This is a genomic window from Pseudomonas sp. FW300-N2F2 (assembly GCF_017351655.1).
Classification (GTDB): domain Bacteria; phylum Pseudomonadota; class Gammaproteobacteria; order Pseudomonadales; family Pseudomonadaceae; genus Aquipseudomonas; species Aquipseudomonas fluorescens_AA.
In genome coordinates this window covers 697,284-716,925 of record NZ_JACNDQ010000004.1, presented here as the reverse complement: position 1 = coordinate 716,925, position 19,642 = coordinate 697,284, and the positions used below count along the sequence as shown (strand labels likewise).

The window sequence follows — 19,642 nt, the reverse complement described above, 5'->3', positions numbered from 1 at the left end:
CCCGACATGAAACGACTGATCAGCTCCTGCGTTCTTGCACTCAGCGCTACCACCTTAATGAATGGCACCGCCATGGCCGCTGAACCCGCCGCGTGCCAGAACGTGCGCCTGGGCGTAGTCAACTGGACCGACGTCATCGCCACCAGCGCCCTGACCCAAGTGATGCTCGACGGCCTCGGCTACACGACCAAGCAGACCAGCGCCTCCCAGCAAATCATCTTCGCCGGCATTCGTGACCAGCGCCTGGACCTGTTCCTGGGCTACTGGAACCCGCTGATGACCCAGACCATCACCCCATTCGTCGAAGCCAAGCAGGTCAAGGTCCTGGAACAACCCAGCCTCAAGGACGCCCGCGCCACCCTGGCCGTGCCGACCTACCTGGCCGACAAGGGCCTGAAGACCTTCGCCGATATCGCCAAATTCGAAAAAGAGTTGGGGGGCAAGATCTACGGCATCGAACCCGGCTCCGGCGCCAACACCCAGATCAAGGCGATGATCGCCAAGAACCAGTTCGGCCTGGGCAAATTCCAACTGGTGGAGTCCAGCGAAGCCGGCATGCTCGCCGCCGTGGACCGCGCCGTACGGCGCAAGGAAGCCGTGGTGTTCTTTGGCTGGGCGCCGCATCCGATGAACGTCAACGTGCAAATGACCTACCTCACCGGCAGCGAAGACGCCCTCGGCCCGAACGAAGGCATGGCCACCATCTGGACCGTCACTGCGCCGAACTACGCCGAGCAATGCCCGAACGTCGGTCGCTTGCTGAGCAACCTGACCTTCACCGCCGAAGACGAGAGCCGGATGATGCAGCCGCTGCTCGATCACAAGGATCCGCTCGAATCGGCCCGGCAATGGCTCAAGGATCATCCGCAAGACAAGCAGCGCTGGCTCGACGGTGTGACCACCTTCGACGGCAAGCCGGCCGCCGACAACCTGAAACTCACCAGTAACTGACCAAACGCTCTCCCTCTGCGCAGCACCGAACGGCTGCGCGGTGACTCACCACGCCTGAAGGAATCCGCACCATGAACCACGACGTCATCATCACCTGCGCACTCACCGGTGCTGGCGACACGACCGCCAAGAGCCCCCACGTGCCGGTCACCCCGAAACAGATCGCCGCCGCTGCCGTCGAAGCCGCCAAGGCCGGTGCCACCGTGGTCCACTGCCACGTCCGCGACCCGCAGACTGGCAAGTTCAGCCGCGACGTGGCGCTGTACCGCGAAGTGATGGAGCGCATCCGTGAGGCGGATGTGGACATCATCGTCAACCTCACCGCCGGCATGGGCGGTGACCTGGAAATCGGTGCGGGCGAGCGGCCGATGGAGTTCGGCCCCAACACCGACCTGGTGGGTCCGCTGACCCGCCTGGCCCACGTCGAAGAACTGTTGCCGGAAATCTGTACGCTGGATTGCGGCACCCTGAACTTCGGCGACGGCGACACCATTTACGTCTCCACCCCGGCGCAACTGCGGGCCGGGGCCAAGCGGATCACCGAGCTGGGGGTCAAGGCCGAACTGGAAATCTTCGACACCGGGCACCTGTGGTTCGCCAAGCAACTGATCAAGGAAGGCTTGCTGGACAACCCGCTGTTCCAGCTCTGCCTGGGCATCCCATGGGGCGCGCCGGCCGACACCACCACCATGAAGGCCATGGTCGACAACCTGCCCGCCGACGCGGTGTGGGCCGGCTTCGGCATCGGCCGCATGCAAATGCCGATGGCTGCCCAGGCGGTGCTGCTGGGGGGCAACGTGCGGGTCGGGCTGGAAGACAACCTCTGGCTGGATAAAGGCGTGCTCGCCACCAACGGCCAACTGGTGGAACGCGCTGGCGAAATCCTCAGCCGCCTCGGGGCCCGCGTGCTCACCCCGGCTGAGGGCCGCAAGAAAATGGGCCTGGCCCAGCGCGGCTAACCCGAACGCGCACATTGGATCTGCAGTGACTGCAGATATCAAGACCACCCAAGATCAAGTGTGGGAGCGAGCTTGCTCGCGATAGCGTCGGCGCATCCAGTGCATTTGCTGCGCCTGGAATACCGTCATCGCGAGCAAGCTCGCTCCCACAGGGAATCAGCGAATTACTCAGGATAATCACCATGAGCTTTATCACCGACATCAAGACCTTCGCCGCCCTGGGCAGCGGCGTGATCGGCAGCGGCTGGGTCAGCCGGGCCTTGGCCCATGGCCTCGACGTCGTCGCCTGGGACCCGGCGCCGGGTGCCGAGGCCGCATTGCGCAAACGCGTCGCCAACGCCTGGGGCGCGCTGGAGAAACAGGGTCTGGCCCCTGGCGCCTCGCAGGATCGGCTGCGCTTTGTCGCGACCATCGAAGAATGCGTGCGCGACGCCGACTTCATCCAGGAAAGCGCCCCCGAGCGCCTGGAACTGAAGCTCGAACTGCACGGCCAGATCAGCGCAGCCGCCAAGCCGAATGCATTGATCGGCTCCAGCACTTCGGGGCTGTTGCCCAGCGAGTTTTACGAAGGTTGCACTCACCCCGAACGCTGCGTGGTCGGACACCCGTTCAACCCGGTTTACCTGTTGCCGCTGGTGGAAGTGGTCGGTGGCAAGCACACCGCCCCCGAAGCGGTGCAGGCGGCCATGCAGGTGTATGAATCCCTCGGCATGCGACCGCTGCACGTACGCAAGGAAGTGCCCGGTTTCATCGCCGACCGCCTGCTCGAAGCGCTGTGGCGCGAAGCCCTGCACCTGGTCAACGACGGCGTCGCCACCACCGGGGAAATCGACGATGCCATCCGTTTTGGCGCCGGCCTGCGCTGGTCATTCATGGGCACGTTCCTGACCTACACCCTGGCCGGTGGCGATGCCGGCATGCGGCACTTCATGGCCCAGTTCGGCCCGGCACTGCAACTGCCCTGGACCTACCTGCCAGCGCCGGAGCTGACCGAGAAGCTGATCGACGATGTGGTGGACGGCACGAGCGAGCAATTGGGCAGCCACAGCATCTCGGCCCTGGAGCGCTATCGTGATGATTGTTTGCTGGCGGTGCTGGAGGCGGTGAAGACCACCAAGGCCAAGCATGGAATGGCTTTCGAAGAGTAAACCCTGGTTTTGGGGCCAGCAGGCCTGGCCCCATCGCGAGCAAGCTCGCTCCCACAAGGATTTCGCGGTGTGAACGCTCTTTATTTCCCCCAGAAGATCCCTGTGGGAGCGAGCTTGCTCGCGATAGCGCCAACCCAGTCACCCCAATTGTCGGACCTGAATCATGCCCACCCTCACCACCTATCAGACCCGCATCCTCCCCGAATGGGTCGATTACAACGGCCATCTGCGCGATGCCTTCTACTTGCTGATCTTCAGCTACGCCACCGACGCGCTGATGGACCGGCTCGGCCTGGACAGCCAGAACCGCGAAGCCAGCGGTCACTCGCTGTTCACCCTCGAGCTACACCTCAACTACCTGCACGAAGTGAAGCTCGGGGCCGAGGTGCAAGTGCACACGCAGCTCATCGGCCACGACGCCAAACGCCTGCACCTCTACCACAGCCTGCACCTGGTTGGCGGGGATAAAGAACTGGCCGGCAATGAACAGATGCTGCTGCACGTCGACCTGGCCGGCCCGCGCTCGGCGCCCTTCACGGAGCAGACCCTGGCCCGGCTCGACGCCCTGCTGGACGAGCAATCCGACCTGCCGCCCCCAGCCTACATCGGTCGGGTCATCGCCCTGCCCCCCGCCCGATAAGCCCCGCACAGGAGATCGCATGAACACCGCCGCCGCTTTTGCCGACTTCCGCCGTTATCCCCTGATCTTCGCGTTGACCGCCGCAACCCCCTTGGCCGACCGGGTGCAAGTCATATGGGCCGATGGCCGGACCAGCCCCTTTCATCACCCATGGTTACGGGACAACTGCCCTTGCCCCCAATGCGTCTACAGCGTCACCCGCGAGCAGGTGCTGGAAATCGTCGATGTCGCTGAGGACATGGCCCCCGGCGCGATTCGCCTCGACGACGAAGGCTGCCTATGCGTGGACTGGCAGGACGGCCACCAGAGCCGTTTCGACCCGGGCTGGTTGCGCGCCCACGCCTACGACGATCAATCCCGGGCCGAACGCCTGGCGAACAAGCCCCGGCGCCAGCTGTGGCGGCACGACCTGCCACTGCCGGTGTTCGATTATCCGGCGCTGATGGACGATACCGACGCGCTGCTGCAATGGTTGCTGGCGCTGCGCGACATCGGCCTGACCCAAGTGCGCGGCGTGCCCACCGAACCCGGTTCGCTGAAACGGGTAGCCCAACGCATCGCCTTCATCCGCGAGAGCAACTTCGGCGTGCTGTTCAACGTGCAGTCCAAGGCCGATGCCGACAGCAACGCCTACACCGCTTTCAACCTGCCGCTGCACAGCGACCTGCCGACCCGGGAGTTGCAGCCGGGGCTGCAGTTCTTGCATTGCCTGGTGAATGACGCCGACGGTGGCGAGAGCATTTTTGTCGACGGTTTTGCCATTGCCGAAACCCTGCGCCAGGAAGACCCCGAGGCCTTCGACGCCTTGTGCCGGATTCCGGTTGAATTTCGCAACAAGGACCGTCGCAGCGACTACCGCTGCCTGGCGCCGATCATCGCCCTGGACGCCCTCGGAGAAGTCTCGGAAATCCGCATGGCGAACTTCCTGCGTGGGCCGTTCGACACCTCGGTCGAGCAGATGCCCAAACTCTACCGCGCCTACCGCCGCTTCATCGCCCTGACCCGCGAGCCACGCTTTCGCTTGGTGCAGCGTCTCGAACCGGGCCAGCTCTGGTGCTTCGACAACCGCCGCACGCTTCACGCGCGCAATGCCTTCGACCCGGCTTCCGGCGCGCGGCATTTCCAGGGGTGTTATGTGGATCGGGATGAATTGTTGTCGCGGATTCTGGTGTTGCAGAGGTAGACCGCGTCATCGTTCATCGCGAGCAAGCTCGCTCCCACATTAGGTTTCGTGAACGACACAACCCCCTGTGGGAGCGAGCTTGCTCGCGATAGCGTCCTGACGAACAACCCATCACTCCCTGATTGTCACAGACAAAAAAATCCCCGATCAAGCCGTGACAGGATCGGGGCAGGTTGCGTTACTGGAGGAGCTGTCGCGCGAGGGTGACCAAACCATCGTGATTCAGCTTGGGGCCAGTGTGCCCAGTCCAGGCCTGGGCAAGTTAACCGAAAACGACGCCTCCATAGTCATTCGTGACATTGCGACCATTTGCCCTTGCCGCCGCTTCGGGTGGCTACCAGAATCGAGACACGACCCCAATCCCTGAACAAGGAAAAGCGTCATGATGCACGCCGATTTGATCGACCAGGAAGACCTGCTGGGCCATCTCAAGGCCCTGGGACTGCAGATACCCAGTGGCTCCACCGCCGAGCAGGCCTGCGAGTGCGCTGTGCGGGGTTTGGACCAGGCCCGCGCCAATGAACTGCGGCGGATGGTCAAGGACATGTACACCAGCAGCGCCACCATCCTGCCGGCCGTGCGCCAGGCAATCGACAAGCAGCTGTTGCCGGCGCTGATGAATTACCAGCAAAACCACAGCGCCTGATAAAACCAATCGCGAGCAAGCTCGCTCCCACAGTGATCCCTGGTGTGCACACTTTCTATTGCACCCAGGCGATCGCCCTGTGGGAGCGAGCTTGCTCGCGATGAAGGCGCTAGAGGTCTTAGAGCCTCACACTGGCAAACGTCGATTCATTACGCGCCTGGCTCAGCGCCGACAGCGGCCCGGACAATGGCGACAGCACCAACGCCTGCGGCAGCGGCATCATCGCCACCTGTTGCGTGGTGTTGGAACCGACGCGCTCGTCCCGCGGCGGAATGCCGAAGTATTCGCGGTAGCACTTGGAGAAGTGCGGGGTGGAAACGAAGCCGCACACCGAGGCCACCTCGATGATCGACATCGGCGTCTGCTTGAGCAGTTGCCGCGCACGAATGAGCCGCAGCTTGAGGTAGTAGCGCGACGGTGAGCAGTGCAGGTATTTCTGGAACAACCGCTCCAGCTGACGCCGGGACACGGCGACGTACACCGCCAGCTCGTCCAGGTCGATCGGCTCTTCGAGGTTGGCTTCCATCAACGCCACGATTTCCTGCAACTTCGGCTGGTTGGTGCCAAGCATGTGCTTGAGCGGCACACGCTGGTGATCCTGCTCGTTGCGGATACGCTCGTAGACAAACATTTCAGAGATCGCCGCCGACAGCTCGCGACCGTGATCGCGACTGATCAGGTGCAGCATCATGTCCAGCGGCGCGGTGCCACCGGAGCTGGTGAAGCGGTTGCGGTCGAGGGTGAACAGGCGGGTGCTCATCGATACCCGCGGGAACGCTTCCTGCATCGCCGCCAGGCATTCCCAGTGCACACTGCAATCGAAACCATCCAACAGGCCGGCGCAGGCCAGGGCCCAGCTGCCGGTGCAGACCGCGCCGAGGCGACGGGACTGGCGGGCCTGGCTCTGCAACCACGACACGTGTTCACGGGTCACGGTGCGCTGGATGCCAATGCCCCCACAGACGATGACGGTGTCCAGGGGCGGCGCCTTGTGCATGGAGGCGTCGGGGGTGATCTGCAAACCGTCGCTGGCCCAGACCTGGCCACCATCGACGGTGAGAGTGGTCCAGCGATACAGCTCGCGACCGGATAGCTGGTTGGCCATGCGTAGCGGTTCCACCGCGGACGCCAGGGAAATCAGCGTGAAATTGTCCAGCAGCAAAAAGCCGATGGATTGAGGCGCACGGTTCTGGGGTTGGGCCCCGGAGTTGGACGTCGTCATCGCGGTATCTCCTCACACAAAGCGGGTGATGGCCTCAGGCGGAGGCTCTTGTTATTGCCACGTTCTCTTGCGCGAGACAGGGCTTTATCGGGATAGAGCAATTGCCATGCCTAAAATTGAATGTGTGTTCAATAAATCCTGAAAACGACATCGCGGCCTGTCTATATAAGGCGTGCATCGAGTCCGGGTTTTAGGTGCCGTCAATGGCTGCAGGTACCGATCACAGAAGGCTGTGAGCAGTTCGGTAGCACTTGTGGGAACTGGGCTGCGCGGCTAGCGCAAGGAGTAGCACCACAGGTGCGGGTGACGGACGGTCGAGCACGATTGAGCGGTTGGCCCGACAACGGGCGTCTTGTCTGTTTGCGACGCGCTAAAAGGTGGCGTGTTTCAGGATGGGTGTGCATTTTGTGAGCGATTTTAAGAACAACCCGTGGCGAGGGAGTTTGCTACCGCGAGATCAGGCCTTGGGGTTGCTTCGCAACCCAGCGGGAGCAAGCTCCCTCGCCACAGGGAGCCCCGGCAATGCGTGCTTCAGCACTCCACCGCACTGACCGCCAAGCCGCCGCGCGAGGTCTCTTTATATTTGTCATGCATGTCGGCACCGGTATCACGCATGGTGCGGATCACCCGGTCCAGGGAGATGAAATGCTGGCCATCCCCGCGCAGGGCCATTTGTGCGGCGTTGATGGCCTTGACCGCGGCGATCGCGTTGCGCTCGATGCACGGCACCTGCACCAGGCCGCCCACCGGGTCGCAGGTCAGGCCGAGGTTGTGTTCCAGGCCGATTTCCGCCGCGTTGCACAGTTGCTCCGGCGTGGCCCCGAGGATTTCCGCCAGGCCCGCCGCCGCCATGGCACAAGCCGATCCCACCTCGCCCTGGCAACCGACTTCGGCGCCGGAGATCGATGCGTTCTTTTTGCACAGGATCCCGATGGCCGCCGCAGCGAGGAAATAATCCACGACGTTGGCGTCGGTGACCGCTTCGCTGAACTTCATGAAGTAGTGCAGCACCGCCGGGATGATCCCCGCCGCACCGTTGGTCGGCGCCGTGACCATGCGCCCGCCGGCCGCGTTCTCCTCGTTGACCGCCAGGGCGAACAGGTTGACCCACTCCATGGCGCTGAGAGTCGAGCCGATGACATTGGGCTTGTTCAGCTCTTGCAGGCTGCGGTGCAACTTGGCCGCCCGCCGGCGCACATTCAAACCGCCCGGCAGGATGCCTTCGTGCTTGAGGCCCTGCTCGACGCAATCCTGCATGGCCCGCCACAGTTTCATCAGGCCACTGCGGATCTCTTCTTCGGACCGCCAGACCTTTTCGTTGGCCAGCATCAACTCGGCTACCCGCAAGTTGTGGGTACGGCACAGCTCAAGCAACTCTTCGGCACTGGAGAAATCGTAAGGCAGCTCAGTGCTGTCCAGATCCACCACGCCGCTGGAGGCCTGGGCCTGATCGACGACAAAGCCACCGCCCACCGAGTAATAAGTGTCACGGTGCAGCTCGCCGTCGGCGCCCTCGGCTACCAGCGTCATCGCGTTGGGATGGAACGGCAGGTTCTCGTCGATCAGGCGCATGTCCCGGGACCATACGAACGGCACCGGCAGGCGACCGTCGAGCAGAAGGGTCTGGGTTTCACGCAGCAGCTCGATACGCGGGCCGATCTGCGACGGGTCGATCGCGTCCGGCCACTCCCCCATCAGGCCCATGATCACGGCGTTGTCGCTGCCGTGGCCGATGCCGGTGGCCGACAGCGAACCGAACAATTGCACCTCGACCCGGCGCACATCATTGAGCAGGGCCTTTGCCTTCAGCGCTTCAACGAACAGCGCCGCGGCACGCATGGGGCCCACGGTGTGGGAACTGGACGGGCCGATACCGATTTTGAACAAGTCGAAAACGCTGATTGCCATTGCCGATAACCTCCAGAACAGGCACATCCGGGCGCAGGAGCGTCCGGTGACGGAGCTGCTACGCTCAACGCCGGGATGGCCGCATCATCCGGCTTTTACCTTGGCGCCCGACGTCTGACACCGACGCAATCATGCCCACCAGCGCCGCCTGTCCCTGACCCCGGTTCTGCGGCGTTTTTCTGCGTGTCAGAGGCCCGTCAGGGGCGGAAAAAATCTGTAAACGACGTCACCGACACTGGATGCGACCATCCCTGTACTGGATACGACTCACCCTGTAGGCGTCAGATTTGCACTGGTACATGATCGGTTACGGCTCGTTTGCAAGGCCGCGTGTCAGAGAGTGCCCACGCGCCACCAACCGCAACATCCAATTAAGCGTGGTTGTCCTGACCGGACACCGCCGATAAAACACCAGGAGTCCACCCATGAAAGGTTCCAAGCCGTTGTTGTTGGCCGCCATGCTGAGTCTTCCGATGCTGGCCAACGCTGCAGAACCCGAAAAGTGCAGCACCGTCAACTTCTCCGATGTCGGCTGGACCGACATTACCGTGACCACGGCGACCACCAGCGTGGTGCTGGACGCGCTGGGCTACAAGACCAAGACCACCATGATTTCCGTGCCGGTGACCTACAAGTCCCTGGCCGATGGCAAGAACATGGATGTATTCCTCGGCAACTGGATGCCGACCATGGAAAACGACATCAAGGCCTACCGCGAAGCCGGCACCGTGGAAACCGTGCGCACCAACCTCAAGGGCGCCAAATACACCCTCGCCGTGCCCCAGGCCTTGTACGACAAAGGTCTGCATGACTTCGCCGACATCCCCAAATTCAAGAAAGAGCTGGACGGCAAGATCTACGGCATCGAACCGGGCAACGACGGCAACCGCCTGATCCAGAGCATGATCGAAAAGAACGCCTTCGGCCTGAAGGACGCCGGCTTCAAAGTCGTCGAGTCGAGTGAAGCGGGCATGCTCTCGCAGGTCGACCGCGCCTCCAAGCGTGGCACCGACGTGGTGTTCCTCGGCTGGGCGCCACACCCGATGAACACGCGTTTCAAGATCCAGTACCTGACCGGCGGCGACGACTTCTTCGGCCCCGACTTCGGTGCCGCTACCGTGGCGACCAACACCCGCAAGGGCTACAGCCAGGAATGCAGCAACGTTGGACAACTGTTGAAAAACCTGGAGTTCACCGTCGACATGGAAAGCACGCTGATGGGCAACGTGCTCGACGACAAGATGAAACCTGAGGCTGCCGCCAAGGCCTGGCTGAAGAAAAACCCACAGGTACTCGATACCTGGCTCGCTGGCGTGACCACCATTGACGGTAAACCTGGCCTGGAAGCCGTGAAAGCCAAACTTGCGCAATAACTGCTTATGTTATGCCGGGCGAGTTCGCTCGCCCGGGCTGTTTATTCCCTTGCATGCGGACGTTCACTACCATGCTTATTGATCAGAAAATACCTTTGGGCCAGTACATCGCGGGCTTTGTCGAATGGTTGACGCAAAACGGCGCCAGCACATTCGACGCAATCGCGCTGTTTCTGGAAACGATGATTCACGGCGTGACGTTTGCGCTGACCTGGTTCAACCCCCTGGCCCTGATCGGCCTCATCGCGCTATTGGCGCACTTCATCCAGCGCAAATGGGGCCTGACCGTATTCGTCATCGCGTCCTTCCTGCTGATTCTCAACCTGGGTTACTGGCAAGAGACCATGGAAACCCTGGCCCAGGTGCTGTTCGCGACCCTGGTCTGTGTGCTGATCGGCGTGCCGCTAGGCATTGTTGCTGCGCACAAGCCGATGTTCTACACAATGATGCGTCCGGTACTCGATCTGATGCAGACCGTACCGACCTTCGTCTACCTCATTCCTACCCTGACCCTTTTCGGTCTGGGTGTGGTCCCGGGCCTGATCTCCACGGTGGTGTTCGCGATTGCCGCGCCCATCCGCCTGACCTACCTGGGCATCCGCGACGTTCCGGACGAACTCATGGACGCCGGCAAAGCCTTCGGCTGCTCCCGTCGCCAACTCCTGTCGCGCATTGAACTGCCCCATGCGATGCCAAGCATCGCGGCCGGTATCACCCAGTGCATCATGCTGTCGTTGTCGATGGTAGTGATCGCCGCGCTGGTGGGTGCCGATGGCCTGGGCAAACCCGTGGTCAACGCACTGAACACCGCCGATATCGCCCTGGGCTTCGAAGCCGGCCTGGCGATCGTCCTGCTGGCGATCATGCTCGACCGAATCTGCAAACAACCCGACGCTAAAGTAGGGGGTGACGCATGAGCATCATTCGTTTCGAAGACGTCGATGTTATTTTCTCCAACCGCCCCAAGGCCGCGCTGGACCTGCTGGACAAGGGTTTTTCGCGCCCCGAGATCCTGCAGCAGACCGGCCTGATCGTCGGCGTGGAAAAAGCCAGCCTATCCATCGAGAAGGGTGAGATCTGCGTCTTGATGGGCCTTTCCGGCTCAGGCAAATCCAGCCTGCTGCGCTGCATCAACGGCTTGAACACCGTCAGTCGTGGCAAGTTGTTCGTCGAGCATGAAGGCCGGCAGATCGACATCGCTTCCTGCACCCCCGCCGAACTGAAGATGATGCGCACCAAGCGCATCGCCATGGTGTTCCAGAAGTTCGCCCTGATGCCTTGGCTGACGGTGCGCGAAAACATCAGCTTCGGCCTGGAAATGCAGGGCCGTCCGGAGAAGGAACGGCGCAAGCTGGTGGATGAAAAACTCGAGCTGGTGGGCCTGACCCAGTGGCGCAACAAGAAGCCCGACGAGCTGTCCGGCGGTATGCAGCAACGGGTCGGCCTGGCCCGCGCCCTGGCGATGGACGCCGACATCCTGCTGATGGATGAACCGTTCTCGGCCCTCGACCCGCTGATCCGCCAGGGTTTGCAGGACGAACTGTTGGAACTGCAACGCAAACTGCAAAAGACCATCGTGTTCGTCAGCCATGACCTGGACGAAGCCCTGAAGCTGGGCACGCGGATCGCCATCATGAAAGACGGCAAGATCATCCAGTACAGCAAGCCGGAAGAGATCGTGCTGAACCCGGCGGACGACTATGTGCGCACCTTCGTCGCCCACACCAACCCACTCAACGTGCTCTGCGGTCGCAGCCTGATGCGCACCCTGGACAACTGCAAGCGCATCAACGGTTCGGTCTGCCTGGATCCGGGCGGCGACTCCTGGCTCGACCTGGCCGAAGGCAACACCATCAAGGGCGCCCGGCAGAACGGCGCAGTCCTGGACCTGCAAAACTGGGCACCGGGCCAATCGGTGGAAGAGCTGGGCCGGCGTCCGACCCTGGTGGACTCCAACATCGGCATGCGCGACGCGTTGCAGATCCGCTACCAGACCGGCAACAAACTGGTGCTCCACGATAACCAGAAAGTCGTCGGGATCCTGGGCGACAGCGAGCTGTACCACGCACTGCTCGGCAAGAACCTGGGCTGAGCCCACGCACACAAACGCCGCGAGATGATCGCGGCGTTTTTGTTTGTACAGACATTCAGCCTTGCCACAACCGTTTGCTCGGCAACCGACCGACGAGTGTTATAAAGACATCCCGAAAAAGTCCTCGCCCCTGCGTGGCGGGTTTCCCATGTGCCTTCAAGCGCCCTTTGCACGTGGAAATCCCGACAAGCAGCGACGACTTGTCATAGAACTTTGTTTTTGTTGATTGAACGTTCAATCAAAACAAAATAGACTGGCCCTCGCCATGACGGACTGCACTCGTCCGCCTGCAGGCCTAAGGAGATGTGCTAGATGCCCAAGGTCGGTATGCAACCCATCCGCCGTCAGCAATTGATCGAAGCCACGCTGCAAGCGGTCGATCAGGTCGGGATGGGGGACGCCAGCATTGCGCTGATCGCCCGTTTGGCCGGTGTCTCCAACGGCATCATCAGTCACTACTTTCAGGACAAGAACGGCCTGATCGCGGCCACGGCCCAGTACCTGATGACTGTCCTGAGCGAGAACGTCACCGCGCGCCGTCATGCGCTGGAGGATTCGAGCCCGCGGGCTCACCTCAAGGTGATCATCGAAGGCAACTTCGACGCCAGCCAGGTCAATGGCCCGGCAATGAAAACCTGGCTGGCCTTCTGGGCCACCAGCATGCACCACCCGTCTTTGCACAGGTTGCAGCGGATCAACGATCACCGTCTGTATTCCAACCTGTGCTGCCAGTTCCGCCGCCTGTTGCCCGTTGATCAGGCACGCAGCGCGGCACGGGGCCTGGCCGCGTTGATTGACGGTTTGTGGCTGCGCGGAGCGCTGTCGGGAGACGCGTTCGATACCGCCCAGGCGCACCAGATCGCTTACGAATACATGGACTTCCAACTGGCCAAGGCAGGGGCGCCAGAGCACACAGAACCGCTCGACTCCTGAACCCCCACCGCAGCGCGTAGTCAGCTATAAACGACACGCTCGGTGGCCAGCCAACCACTCATGCACTTGCGAGGACTTTATGGCCCGTTTCGAACTGCAAAAACTCTACATCGATGGCGCGTACAGCGATGCCAGCGGCGACGCCACTTTCGAAGCCATCAACCCGGCCAACGGTGAAGTACTCGCCCTGGTGCAGCGCGCAACGTTCGAGGACGTCGAGCGCGCCGTGGTCAGCGCCGAAAAGGGCCAGAAAGTCTGGGCGGCCATGACCGCCATGCAGCGTTCGCGCATCCTGCGCCGCGCCGTGGACATCCTGCGCGAGCGCAACGATGAACTGGCCGCCCTGGAAACCCTGGACACCGGCAAGGCCTACTCCGAAACCCGCTACGTCGACATCGTCACCGGCGCCGACGTGCTGGAATACTATGCCGGCCTGGTGCCCGCCATCGAAGGCGAGCAGATCCCGTTGCGCGACACGTCTTTCGTCTACACCCGCCGCGAGCCCCTGGGCGTAGTGGCCGGTATCGGCGCGTGGAACTACCCGATCCAGATCGCCCTGTGGAAATCCGCACCGGCCCTGGCGGCTGGCAACGCGATGATCTTCAAGCCGAGCGAAGTCACCTCGCTCACCACCTTGAAACTGGCCGAGATCTACACCGAAGCCGGCGTTCCGCCAGGCGTCTTCAACGTATTGACCGGCAGCGGCCGTGAAGTCGGCACCTGGCTGACCGAGCACCCGCGCATCGAAAAAGTCTCCTTCACCGGCGGCACCGACACTGGCAAGAAAGTCATGGCCAGCGCTTCGAGTTCTTCGCTCAAGGACGTGACCATGGAACTGGGTGGCAAGTCGCCGCTGATCATCTGCGACGATGCCGACCTGGATCGCGCTGCCGACACCGCGATGATGGCCAACTTCTACAGCTCCGGCCAGGTCTGCACCAACGGCACCCGCGTGTTTGTACCGAGCCACCTCAAGACCGCCTTCGAAGCCAAGATCGCCGAGCGCGTGGCGCGCATCCGCGTTGGCAACCCAGAGGATGAAAACACCAATTTCGGCCCGCTGGTGAGCTTCGCCCACATGGAAAGCGTGCTGGGCTACATCGAGAAAGGCAAAGCCGAAGGCGCGCGCCTGCTGTGCGGCGGCGGTCGCCTGACTGAAGGCGAATTCGCCAAGGGCGCGTTCGTCGCCCCGACCGTGTTCACCGACTGCACCGATGAGATGACCATCGTGCGTGAAGAAATCTTCGGCCCGGTGATGAGCATCCTCACCTATGACACCGAAGAAGAAGTGATCCGCCGCGCCAACGACACCGACTTCGGCCTGGCCGCTGGCGTCGTGACCCGCGACCTGAACCGCGCCCACCGCATCATCCACCAGTTGGAAGCCGGTATCTGTTGGATCAACGCCTGGGGCGAGTCCGACGCCAAGATGCCGGTCGGCGGCTACAAGCAATCGGGCGTAGGCCGGGAGAACGGCATCAGTTCGCTGAACAACTTCACGCGAATCAAATCGGTACAGGTCGAACTGGGCGATTACGCGTCAGTGTTCTAAGCCGGCGTTGCCTCTGCGGCCGCCATCGCGAGCAAGCTCGCTCCCACAGGAGCTCCCATTCCAATGTGGGAGCGAGCTTGCTCGCGATTGAGTGCGAAGCACTCGCCAGGCCTGACCTGAACCCAATTCAAAAAGAGGGTGCATTTCATGTCCCAAGAATTCGATTACATCATCATCGGTGCCGGCTCGGCCGGTAACACCCTGGCCACCCGCCTGACCGAAGACGAGGGCGTCACCGTCCTGCTGCTCGAAGCCGGCGGCCCGGACTATCGCCTGGACTTTCGCACGCAAATGCCTGCCGCCCTGGCGTTCCCGCTGCAAGGCCGACGCTACAACTGGGCCTACGAAACCGACCCGGAGCCGCACATGAACGGCCGCCGCATGGAATGCGGTCGCGGCAAGGGCCTGGGCGGCTCTTCGCTGATCAACGGCATGTGCTACATCCGCGGCAACGCCCTGGACTATGACAACTGGGCAAAACTGCCTGGCCTACAAGACTGGACGTACCTGGACTGCCTGCCCTACTTCAGAAAAGCCGAGACCCGGGACATCGGCCCGAACGACTACCACGGCGGCGACGGCCCGGTCAGCGTGACCACCCCCAAGGCCGGCAACAACCCATTGTTCCACGCCATGGTCGAAGCCGGCGTGCAGGCCGGTTACCCGCGTACCGAAGACCTCAACGGCTACCAGCAGGAAGGTTTCGGCCCGATGGACCGTACCGTCACGCCCAACGGCCGTCGGGCCAGCACCGCGCGCGGCTACCTGGACATCGCCAAGAAGCGCTCGACCCTGACCATCGTCACCCACGCCCTGACCGACAAAATCCTGTTCGAAGGCAAGCGTGCGGTCGGCGTGCGTTACCTGGTGGGCGCCGCTGAAGAGCGTGTCGAAGCCCGGGCACGCAAGGAAGTGCTGCTGTGCTCCGGCGCCATCGCCTCGCCACAGATCCTGCAACGCTCCGGCGTCGGCCCGGCCCAATTGCTGGAAAGCCTCGACATCCCGGTGGTCCATGACCTGCCGGGGGTCGGTGAGAACCTGCAGGACCACCTGGAGCTGTACCTGCAATACGCCTGCACCCAACCGGTCTCGCTGTACCCGTCGCTGCTCTGGTACAACCAGCCGGCCATCGGTGCCGAATGGCTGTTCAACGGCACCGGTATCGGCGCCAGCAACCAGTTCGAGGCCGGCGGCTTCATCCGCACCCGTCCGGATTTCGATTGGCCGAACATCCAGTATCACTTCCTGCCGGTGGCGATTAACTACAACGGCAGCAACGGCGTGAAGGAACACGGTTTCCAGGCGCACATGGGCTCCATGCGCTCGCCAAGCCGCGGCCGGATCCAGGCCAAGTCCAAGGACCCGCGCCAGCACCCGAGCATCCTGTTCAACTACATGGCGACCGAACAGGACTGGCAGGAGTTTCGCGACGGCATCCGCCTGACCCGCGAGATCATGCAGCAACCAGCACTCGACCCGTTCCGGGGTCGCGAGATCAGTCCGGGCATCGAGGTGCAGACGGACGCGCAACTGGACCAGTTCATCCGCGAACACGCCGAAACCGCGTTCCACCCGTCCTGCTCGTGCAAGATGGGCACCGACGACATGGCCGTGGTGGACGGCGAAGGCCGCGTGCATGGCATGCAAGGGCTGCGCGTGGTGGATGCCTCGATCATGCCGATCATCACCACCGGCAACCTGAACGCGCCGACGATCATGATCGCCGAGAAAATCGCCGACAAGATCCGCGGCCGCAAGCCCCTGCCACGCAGCACCGCCCCGTACTACGTGGCCGGCGAAGCGCCGGTGCGCGGCAAGCCACTGCGCGAAGTGGGGCCGATGGCTCAGTAAGGCTCAGGACAGCCATCGCGAGCAAGCCCGCTCCCACAAAGGGCACGATGGCCGGCACGGATTCCGTGGTCGCCGAAGATCCAATGTGGGAGCGAGCTTGCTCGCGAAAGCGTCCGCCCTGACAACCTCAGTATTCCCTTCTACCTTGATCCCACCCCCACCCCAGGCCTAATCTAGAGCCGCCGCGTCAAATCACCGCAATGCGCCGCACCCTCGCTCCAGACAAGGAGGTTCCATGTTCGACTTCCACCCCCGGCTCAAGGAGCGTTTCGCTGCCTTGCGCACGGGCGCTGAATTCTTTTCCCTGCGTTACGTGCGCGAATCCGGCCAGCATTTGTCGGTGCGCAAGAACGTCGCCGAACCGCCCAGCCTGAACCGTGATGAAGGTGCGATGCTCACCGCGCGGGTCAACGGTGTCGAGGCGTATGCCGCCACCAACGACCTGTCCCAGGCCGGTCTGCAAGCGGCACTGGAACGTGCCGAACAACATGCTCGCCAGCTCAAGCCCCATGCCTTGCTCGACCTGCGCGAACAAGCCGTGTCCAGTGACCGCGCCGATTACTTCTCGCCGCATTTCGACCAGGCCTTCCCACCCCTGAGCGACTGCTACCAGTTGCTCGGCGACGAATCGGCTGCGGTGCCCCAGGACGAGCGCCTGGTGAACTGGCAGGCCAGCATCGGCCTGACCCAGGTCGAGCAGATCTACCTCAACAGTGCCGGCGCTGAACTGCGCCAGGCCCAACGCTTCATCTACCCGGCCCTGGAAGTCACCGCCTTCGACGGCCACGACAGCCAGACCCGCACCCTGGGCCGGGAAAACTTCGGCCAGCAGGGCGGCTTCGATGTGATCAGCCGCTGCGGCCTGATCGGGGCCGGGCCGAAAATCGCCGACCAGGCCCTGCAGTTGCTGATGGCGCCGAACACGCCGCAAGGCCCCCGCGACCTGCTGCTGATGCCCGACCAGATGATGTTGCAGATCCACGAGTCCATCGGCCATCCGCTGGAACTGGACCGCATCCTGGGGGACGAGCGCAATTACGCCGGCACCAGCTTCGTCAAGGCCAGCGATTTCGGCCACCTGCAATACGGCTCCCGCCTGCTGAACGTGACCTTCGACCCGAACATTCCCGAAGAACTGGCCAGCTACAGCCACGACGACGACGGCAGCGCCGCCAGCAAACAGTTCCTGATTCGCGAAGGCCTGTTGCTGCGGCCACTGGGTGGCGCGCTGTCGCAGTTCCGCGCCGGCCTCGACGGTGTCGCCAACAGCCGCGCCTGCGGCTGGAATCGGCCACCCATCGACCGCATGGCGAACCTGAACATCGAACCCGGCGACCAGTCCCTGGCGCAATTGATCCAGGGCACCGAACGGGGTGTGCTGATGCGCACCAACCGCTCCTGGTCCATCGACGACGCCCGCAACAAATTCCAGTTCGGCTGCGAGTGGGGCCAGTTGATCGAGGACGGCGAGCTCAAGGGCGTGGTGAAGAACCCCAACTACCGGGGCATTTCCGCGCAGTTCTGGAAGAGCCTGCGCGCGGTGGGCGATGCCAGCACCTTCCAGGTCCTGGGCACGCCGAACTGTGGCAAGGGCGAACCGAACCAGGTCATCCGCGTCGGCCATGCGTCGCCAGCCTGCGTGTTCAGCAACGTCGATGTGTTTGGGGGGGATGCCTGATGAGCACTTTCAACAATCAGGCCGAGGCATTCAAGGCGTTGGTCGACTGGCTGCGCGATACGTTGCATGAATCCGAACAGTTCACCCTCGGCTACGCCGCCGAGTCTTCGGCCTTCGTCCGTTTCAACCATGGCAAGGTCCGCCAGGCCGGCCAGGTGCAGCAAGCCAATGTCAGTTTCAAACTGATCGACGACGGGCGCCACGCCGATTTGCAGATCACCTTGTCCGGCGAAGCCGAGACGGATTTGCAGCGTTTGGCCGAAGGCCTGCGACAACTGCGCGAAACCTTGCCGTTGCTGCCCCGCGATCCGTACCTGCTGCTCAACCCCGACCACTGGCAGAGCAACAATGTGCAGGCCCATCCATTGCCCGAGACGGAACAGGCCGTTACCGAAATCACCCGCGCCGCCGAAGGCCTGGACCTGGTGGGGTTCTACGCCGCCGGGCCCATCAGCCGTGGTTTCGCCAGCTCTTCGGGGGCGTTCGGCTGGCATCAGGCCAACAGCTTCAACTTCGATTTCAGCCTGTTCCATGACAATGGCCAGGCGGTGAAAGCCAGCTACGCCGGACATGAATGGAGCAGCGACGGATTTGCCCGGCGCTTCGAACAGGCCCGCGAGCAACTGGAATTCCTCGGCCGCCCGCTGCGCACGTTGCCGCCCGGCGAATATCGCGCCTACCTGGCGCCGGCCGCTCTGGAAGAGATCATGGGCATGCTCAGTTGGGGCGGGTTCTCGGCCCGTGCAATCGCCAGCAAGCAAAGCCCGCTGCAGAAGTTCTACGCTGGCGAAGCCCACTTCAGCCCCAACGTGTGGCTGGCGGAGCAGGTCAGCGGCTCCTTGAGCCCGGCATTTTCCGACGAAGGTTATCCCCGCGATGACTTGGGGCTGATCGCCAAGGGCACGGCCAATGCGCGACTGGTCAACTCCCGCAGCGCCGCCGAATATGGCCTCGCGGCCAACGGCGCCAGCAGCTACGAATACCCTACGGCGCTGGACATGCGGGGCGGACAACTGGAGCAAAAACACATCCTCGAAGAACTCGGCACCGGGCTGTACATCAGCAACCTCTGGTACCTGAACTACTCGGACCAACCGGCGGCGCGCCTGACCGGCATGACCCGCTTCGCCACGTTCTGGGTCGAGAACGGCCAGATCGTCGCGCCGGTCAGCACCATGCGTTTCGACGACAGTGTCTACAGCCTGCTCGGCTCACAACTGGAAAGCCTGACCCAAGAGCGGGAACTTCTGCTCTCGGCCAGCACCTACAGCCAGCGAGCCACGGCCTCGATGTTGTTGCCGGGGGCACTGGTGAAGCGGTTGACCTTAACGCTGTAATAACCGTGGCGAGGGAGCTTGCTCCCGCTCGACTGCACAGCAGTCGCAAAACCCTGCTGACCCAACGCATCTGAAACACCGCGGTGCCTGGTTTCAGGGTTGCTTCGCAACCCAGCGGGAGCAAGCTCCCTCGCCACAACAGCGACACCTGTTCCTGATCAACACGCCA

Annotated in this window: 16 protein-coding genes; 14 read left to right on the top strand and 2 right to left on the bottom strand. The window is 62.7% G+C overall.

Translation table 11 applies throughout. The features are described 5' to 3' along the window. The first annotated feature begins 6 nt into the window (after nucleotides 1-6). The 6 genes from J4E63_RS29885 (at nucleotide 7) to J4E63_RS29860 (ending at nucleotide 5,527) form a co-directional block, all read left to right on the top strand. On the top strand, nucleotides 7-951 hold the full coding sequence (locus J4E63_RS29885; RefSeq protein WP_207284116.1) for a choline ABC transporter substrate-binding protein: 945 nt from the start codon (nucleotides 7-9) through the stop codon (nucleotides 949-951). A 71-nt stretch (nucleotides 952-1,022) separates the two neighbouring features. Beyond that, nucleotides 1,023-1,910, top strand: coding sequence for a 3-keto-5-aminohexanoate cleavage protein (locus tag J4E63_RS29880; protein ID WP_060740277.1), 888 nt, complete (start codon nucleotides 1,023-1,025; stop codon nucleotides 1,908-1,910). A 182-nt stretch (nucleotides 1,911-2,092) separates the two neighbouring features. Then, nucleotides 2,093-3,058, top strand: a complete 966-nt coding sequence (locus J4E63_RS29875; RefSeq protein ID WP_060740276.1) for an L-carnitine dehydrogenase — start codon at nucleotides 2,093-2,095, stop codon at nucleotides 3,056-3,058. A gap of 163 nt (nucleotides 3,059-3,221) precedes the next feature. Beyond that, nucleotides 3,222-3,698, top strand: coding sequence for a thioesterase family protein (locus tag J4E63_RS29870; protein WP_207284115.1), 477 nt, complete (start codon nucleotides 3,222-3,224; stop codon nucleotides 3,696-3,698). A 19-nt stretch (nucleotides 3,699-3,717) separates the two neighbouring features. Then, the gene (locus tag J4E63_RS29865) at nucleotides 3,718-4,881 is read left to right on the top strand and encodes a gamma-butyrobetaine dioxygenase (protein ID WP_207284114.1); all 1,164 of its coding nucleotides are present in this window, start codon (nucleotides 3,718-3,720) and stop codon (nucleotides 4,879-4,881) included. A gap of 382 nt (nucleotides 4,882-5,263) precedes the next feature. Continuing rightward, nucleotides 5,264-5,527, top strand: a complete 264-nt coding sequence (locus J4E63_RS29860) for a hypothetical protein (RefSeq protein WP_060740273.1) — start codon at nucleotides 5,264-5,266, stop codon at nucleotides 5,525-5,527. A gap of 118 nt (nucleotides 5,528-5,645) precedes the next feature. Here the strand turns inward: J4E63_RS29860 and J4E63_RS29855 are convergent, their stop codons facing one another. Then, nucleotides 5,646-6,749, bottom strand: coding sequence for a GlxA family transcriptional regulator (locus J4E63_RS29855; RefSeq protein WP_060740272.1), 1,104 nt, complete (start codon nucleotides 6,747-6,749; stop codon nucleotides 5,646-5,648). A gap of 531 nt (nucleotides 6,750-7,280) precedes the next feature. Continuing rightward, on the bottom strand, nucleotides 7,281-8,657 hold the full coding sequence (locus tag J4E63_RS29850) for an L-serine ammonia-lyase (RefSeq protein WP_192262743.1): 1,377 nt from the start codon (nucleotides 8,655-8,657) through the stop codon (nucleotides 7,281-7,283). A 425-nt stretch (nucleotides 8,658-9,082) separates the two neighbouring features. Between J4E63_RS29850 and J4E63_RS29845 the strand changes: the two genes are divergently transcribed. The 8 genes from J4E63_RS29845 (at nucleotide 9,083) to J4E63_RS29810 (ending at nucleotide 19,473) form a co-directional block, all read left to right on the top strand. Beyond that, complete coding sequence (locus tag J4E63_RS29845) at nucleotides 9,083-10,030, top strand: choline ABC transporter substrate-binding protein (RefSeq protein ID WP_072405846.1); 948 nt, start codon at nucleotides 9,083-9,085, stop codon at nucleotides 10,028-10,030. A 71-nt stretch (nucleotides 10,031-10,101) separates the two neighbouring features. Beyond that, complete coding sequence (gene choW, locus J4E63_RS29840; RefSeq protein ID WP_060740269.1) at nucleotides 10,102-10,947, top strand: choline ABC transporter permease subunit; 846 nt, start codon at nucleotides 10,102-10,104, stop codon at nucleotides 10,945-10,947. Then, on the top strand, nucleotides 10,944-12,122 hold the full coding sequence (choV, locus tag J4E63_RS29835; protein ID WP_192262739.1) for a choline ABC transporter ATP-binding protein: 1,179 nt from the start codon (nucleotides 10,944-10,946) through the stop codon (nucleotides 12,120-12,122). Before choW ends, choV begins: the two co-directional genes overlap by 4 nt. A gap of 312 nt (nucleotides 12,123-12,434) precedes the next feature. Beyond that, nucleotides 12,435-13,055: a transcriptional regulator BetI gene (gene betI, locus J4E63_RS29830; protein ID WP_060740267.1), complete on the top strand. Its 621-nt coding sequence runs from the start codon at nucleotides 12,435-12,437 to the stop codon at nucleotides 13,053-13,055. Between the two features lie 79 nt (nucleotides 13,056-13,134). Continuing rightward, complete coding sequence (gene betB / locus J4E63_RS29825) at nucleotides 13,135-14,607, top strand: betaine-aldehyde dehydrogenase (protein WP_207284113.1); 1,473 nt, start codon at nucleotides 13,135-13,137, stop codon at nucleotides 14,605-14,607. Between the two features lie 147 nt (nucleotides 14,608-14,754). Next, nucleotides 14,755-16,458, top strand: coding sequence for a choline dehydrogenase (gene betA, locus J4E63_RS29820; protein ID WP_207284112.1), 1,704 nt, complete (start codon nucleotides 14,755-14,757; stop codon nucleotides 16,456-16,458). Between the two features lie 235 nt (nucleotides 16,459-16,693). Beyond that, on the top strand, nucleotides 16,694-18,136 hold the full coding sequence (locus J4E63_RS29815) for a TldD/PmbA family protein (RefSeq protein WP_207284111.1): 1,443 nt from the start codon (nucleotides 16,694-16,696) through the stop codon (nucleotides 18,134-18,136). Beyond that, nucleotides 18,136-19,473, top strand: coding sequence for a TldD/PmbA family protein (locus tag J4E63_RS29810; protein WP_207284110.1), 1,338 nt, complete (start codon nucleotides 18,136-18,138; stop codon nucleotides 19,471-19,473). Before J4E63_RS29815 ends, J4E63_RS29810 begins: the two co-directional genes overlap by 1 nt. Nucleotides 19,474-19,642 lie beyond the last annotated feature (169 nt).

Coding starts and splice junctions, on each gene's coding strand:
- J4E63_RS29885 (WP_207284116.1), top strand. CDS start 7: ATGAAACGACTGATCAGCTCCTGCGTTCTTGCACTCAGCGCTACCACC.
- J4E63_RS29880 (WP_060740277.1), top strand. CDS start 1,023: ATGAACCACGACGTCATCATCACCTGCGCACTCACCGGTGCTGGCGAC.
- J4E63_RS29875 (WP_060740276.1), top strand. CDS start 2,093: ATGAGCTTTATCACCGACATCAAGACCTTCGCCGCCCTGGGCAGCGGC.
- J4E63_RS29870 (WP_207284115.1), top strand. CDS start 3,222: ATGCCCACCCTCACCACCTATCAGACCCGCATCCTCCCCGAATGGGTC.
- J4E63_RS29865 (WP_207284114.1), top strand. CDS start 3,718: ATGAACACCGCCGCCGCTTTTGCCGACTTCCGCCGTTATCCCCTGATC.
- J4E63_RS29860 (WP_060740273.1), top strand. CDS start 5,264: ATGATGCACGCCGATTTGATCGACCAGGAAGACCTGCTGGGCCATCTC.
- J4E63_RS29855 (WP_060740272.1), bottom strand. CDS start 6,749: ATGACGACGTCCAACTCCGGGGCCCAACCCCAGAACCGTGCGCCTCAA.
- J4E63_RS29850 (WP_192262743.1), bottom strand. CDS start 8,657: ATGGCAATCAGCGTTTTCGACTTGTTCAAAATCGGTATCGGCCCGTCC.
- J4E63_RS29845 (WP_072405846.1), top strand. CDS start 9,083: ATGAAAGGTTCCAAGCCGTTGTTGTTGGCCGCCATGCTGAGTCTTCCG.
- choW (WP_060740269.1), top strand. CDS start 10,102: ATGCTTATTGATCAGAAAATACCTTTGGGCCAGTACATCGCGGGCTTT.
- choV (WP_192262739.1), top strand. CDS start 10,944: ATGAGCATCATTCGTTTCGAAGACGTCGATGTTATTTTCTCCAACCGC.
- betI (WP_060740267.1), top strand. CDS start 12,435: ATGCCCAAGGTCGGTATGCAACCCATCCGCCGTCAGCAATTGATCGAA.
- betB (WP_207284113.1), top strand. CDS start 13,135: ATGGCCCGTTTCGAACTGCAAAAACTCTACATCGATGGCGCGTACAGC.
- betA (WP_207284112.1), top strand. CDS start 14,755: ATGTCCCAAGAATTCGATTACATCATCATCGGTGCCGGCTCGGCCGGT.
- J4E63_RS29815 (WP_207284111.1), top strand. CDS start 16,694: ATGTTCGACTTCCACCCCCGGCTCAAGGAGCGTTTCGCTGCCTTGCGC.
- J4E63_RS29810 (WP_207284110.1), top strand. CDS start 18,136: ATGAGCACTTTCAACAATCAGGCCGAGGCATTCAAGGCGTTGGTCGAC.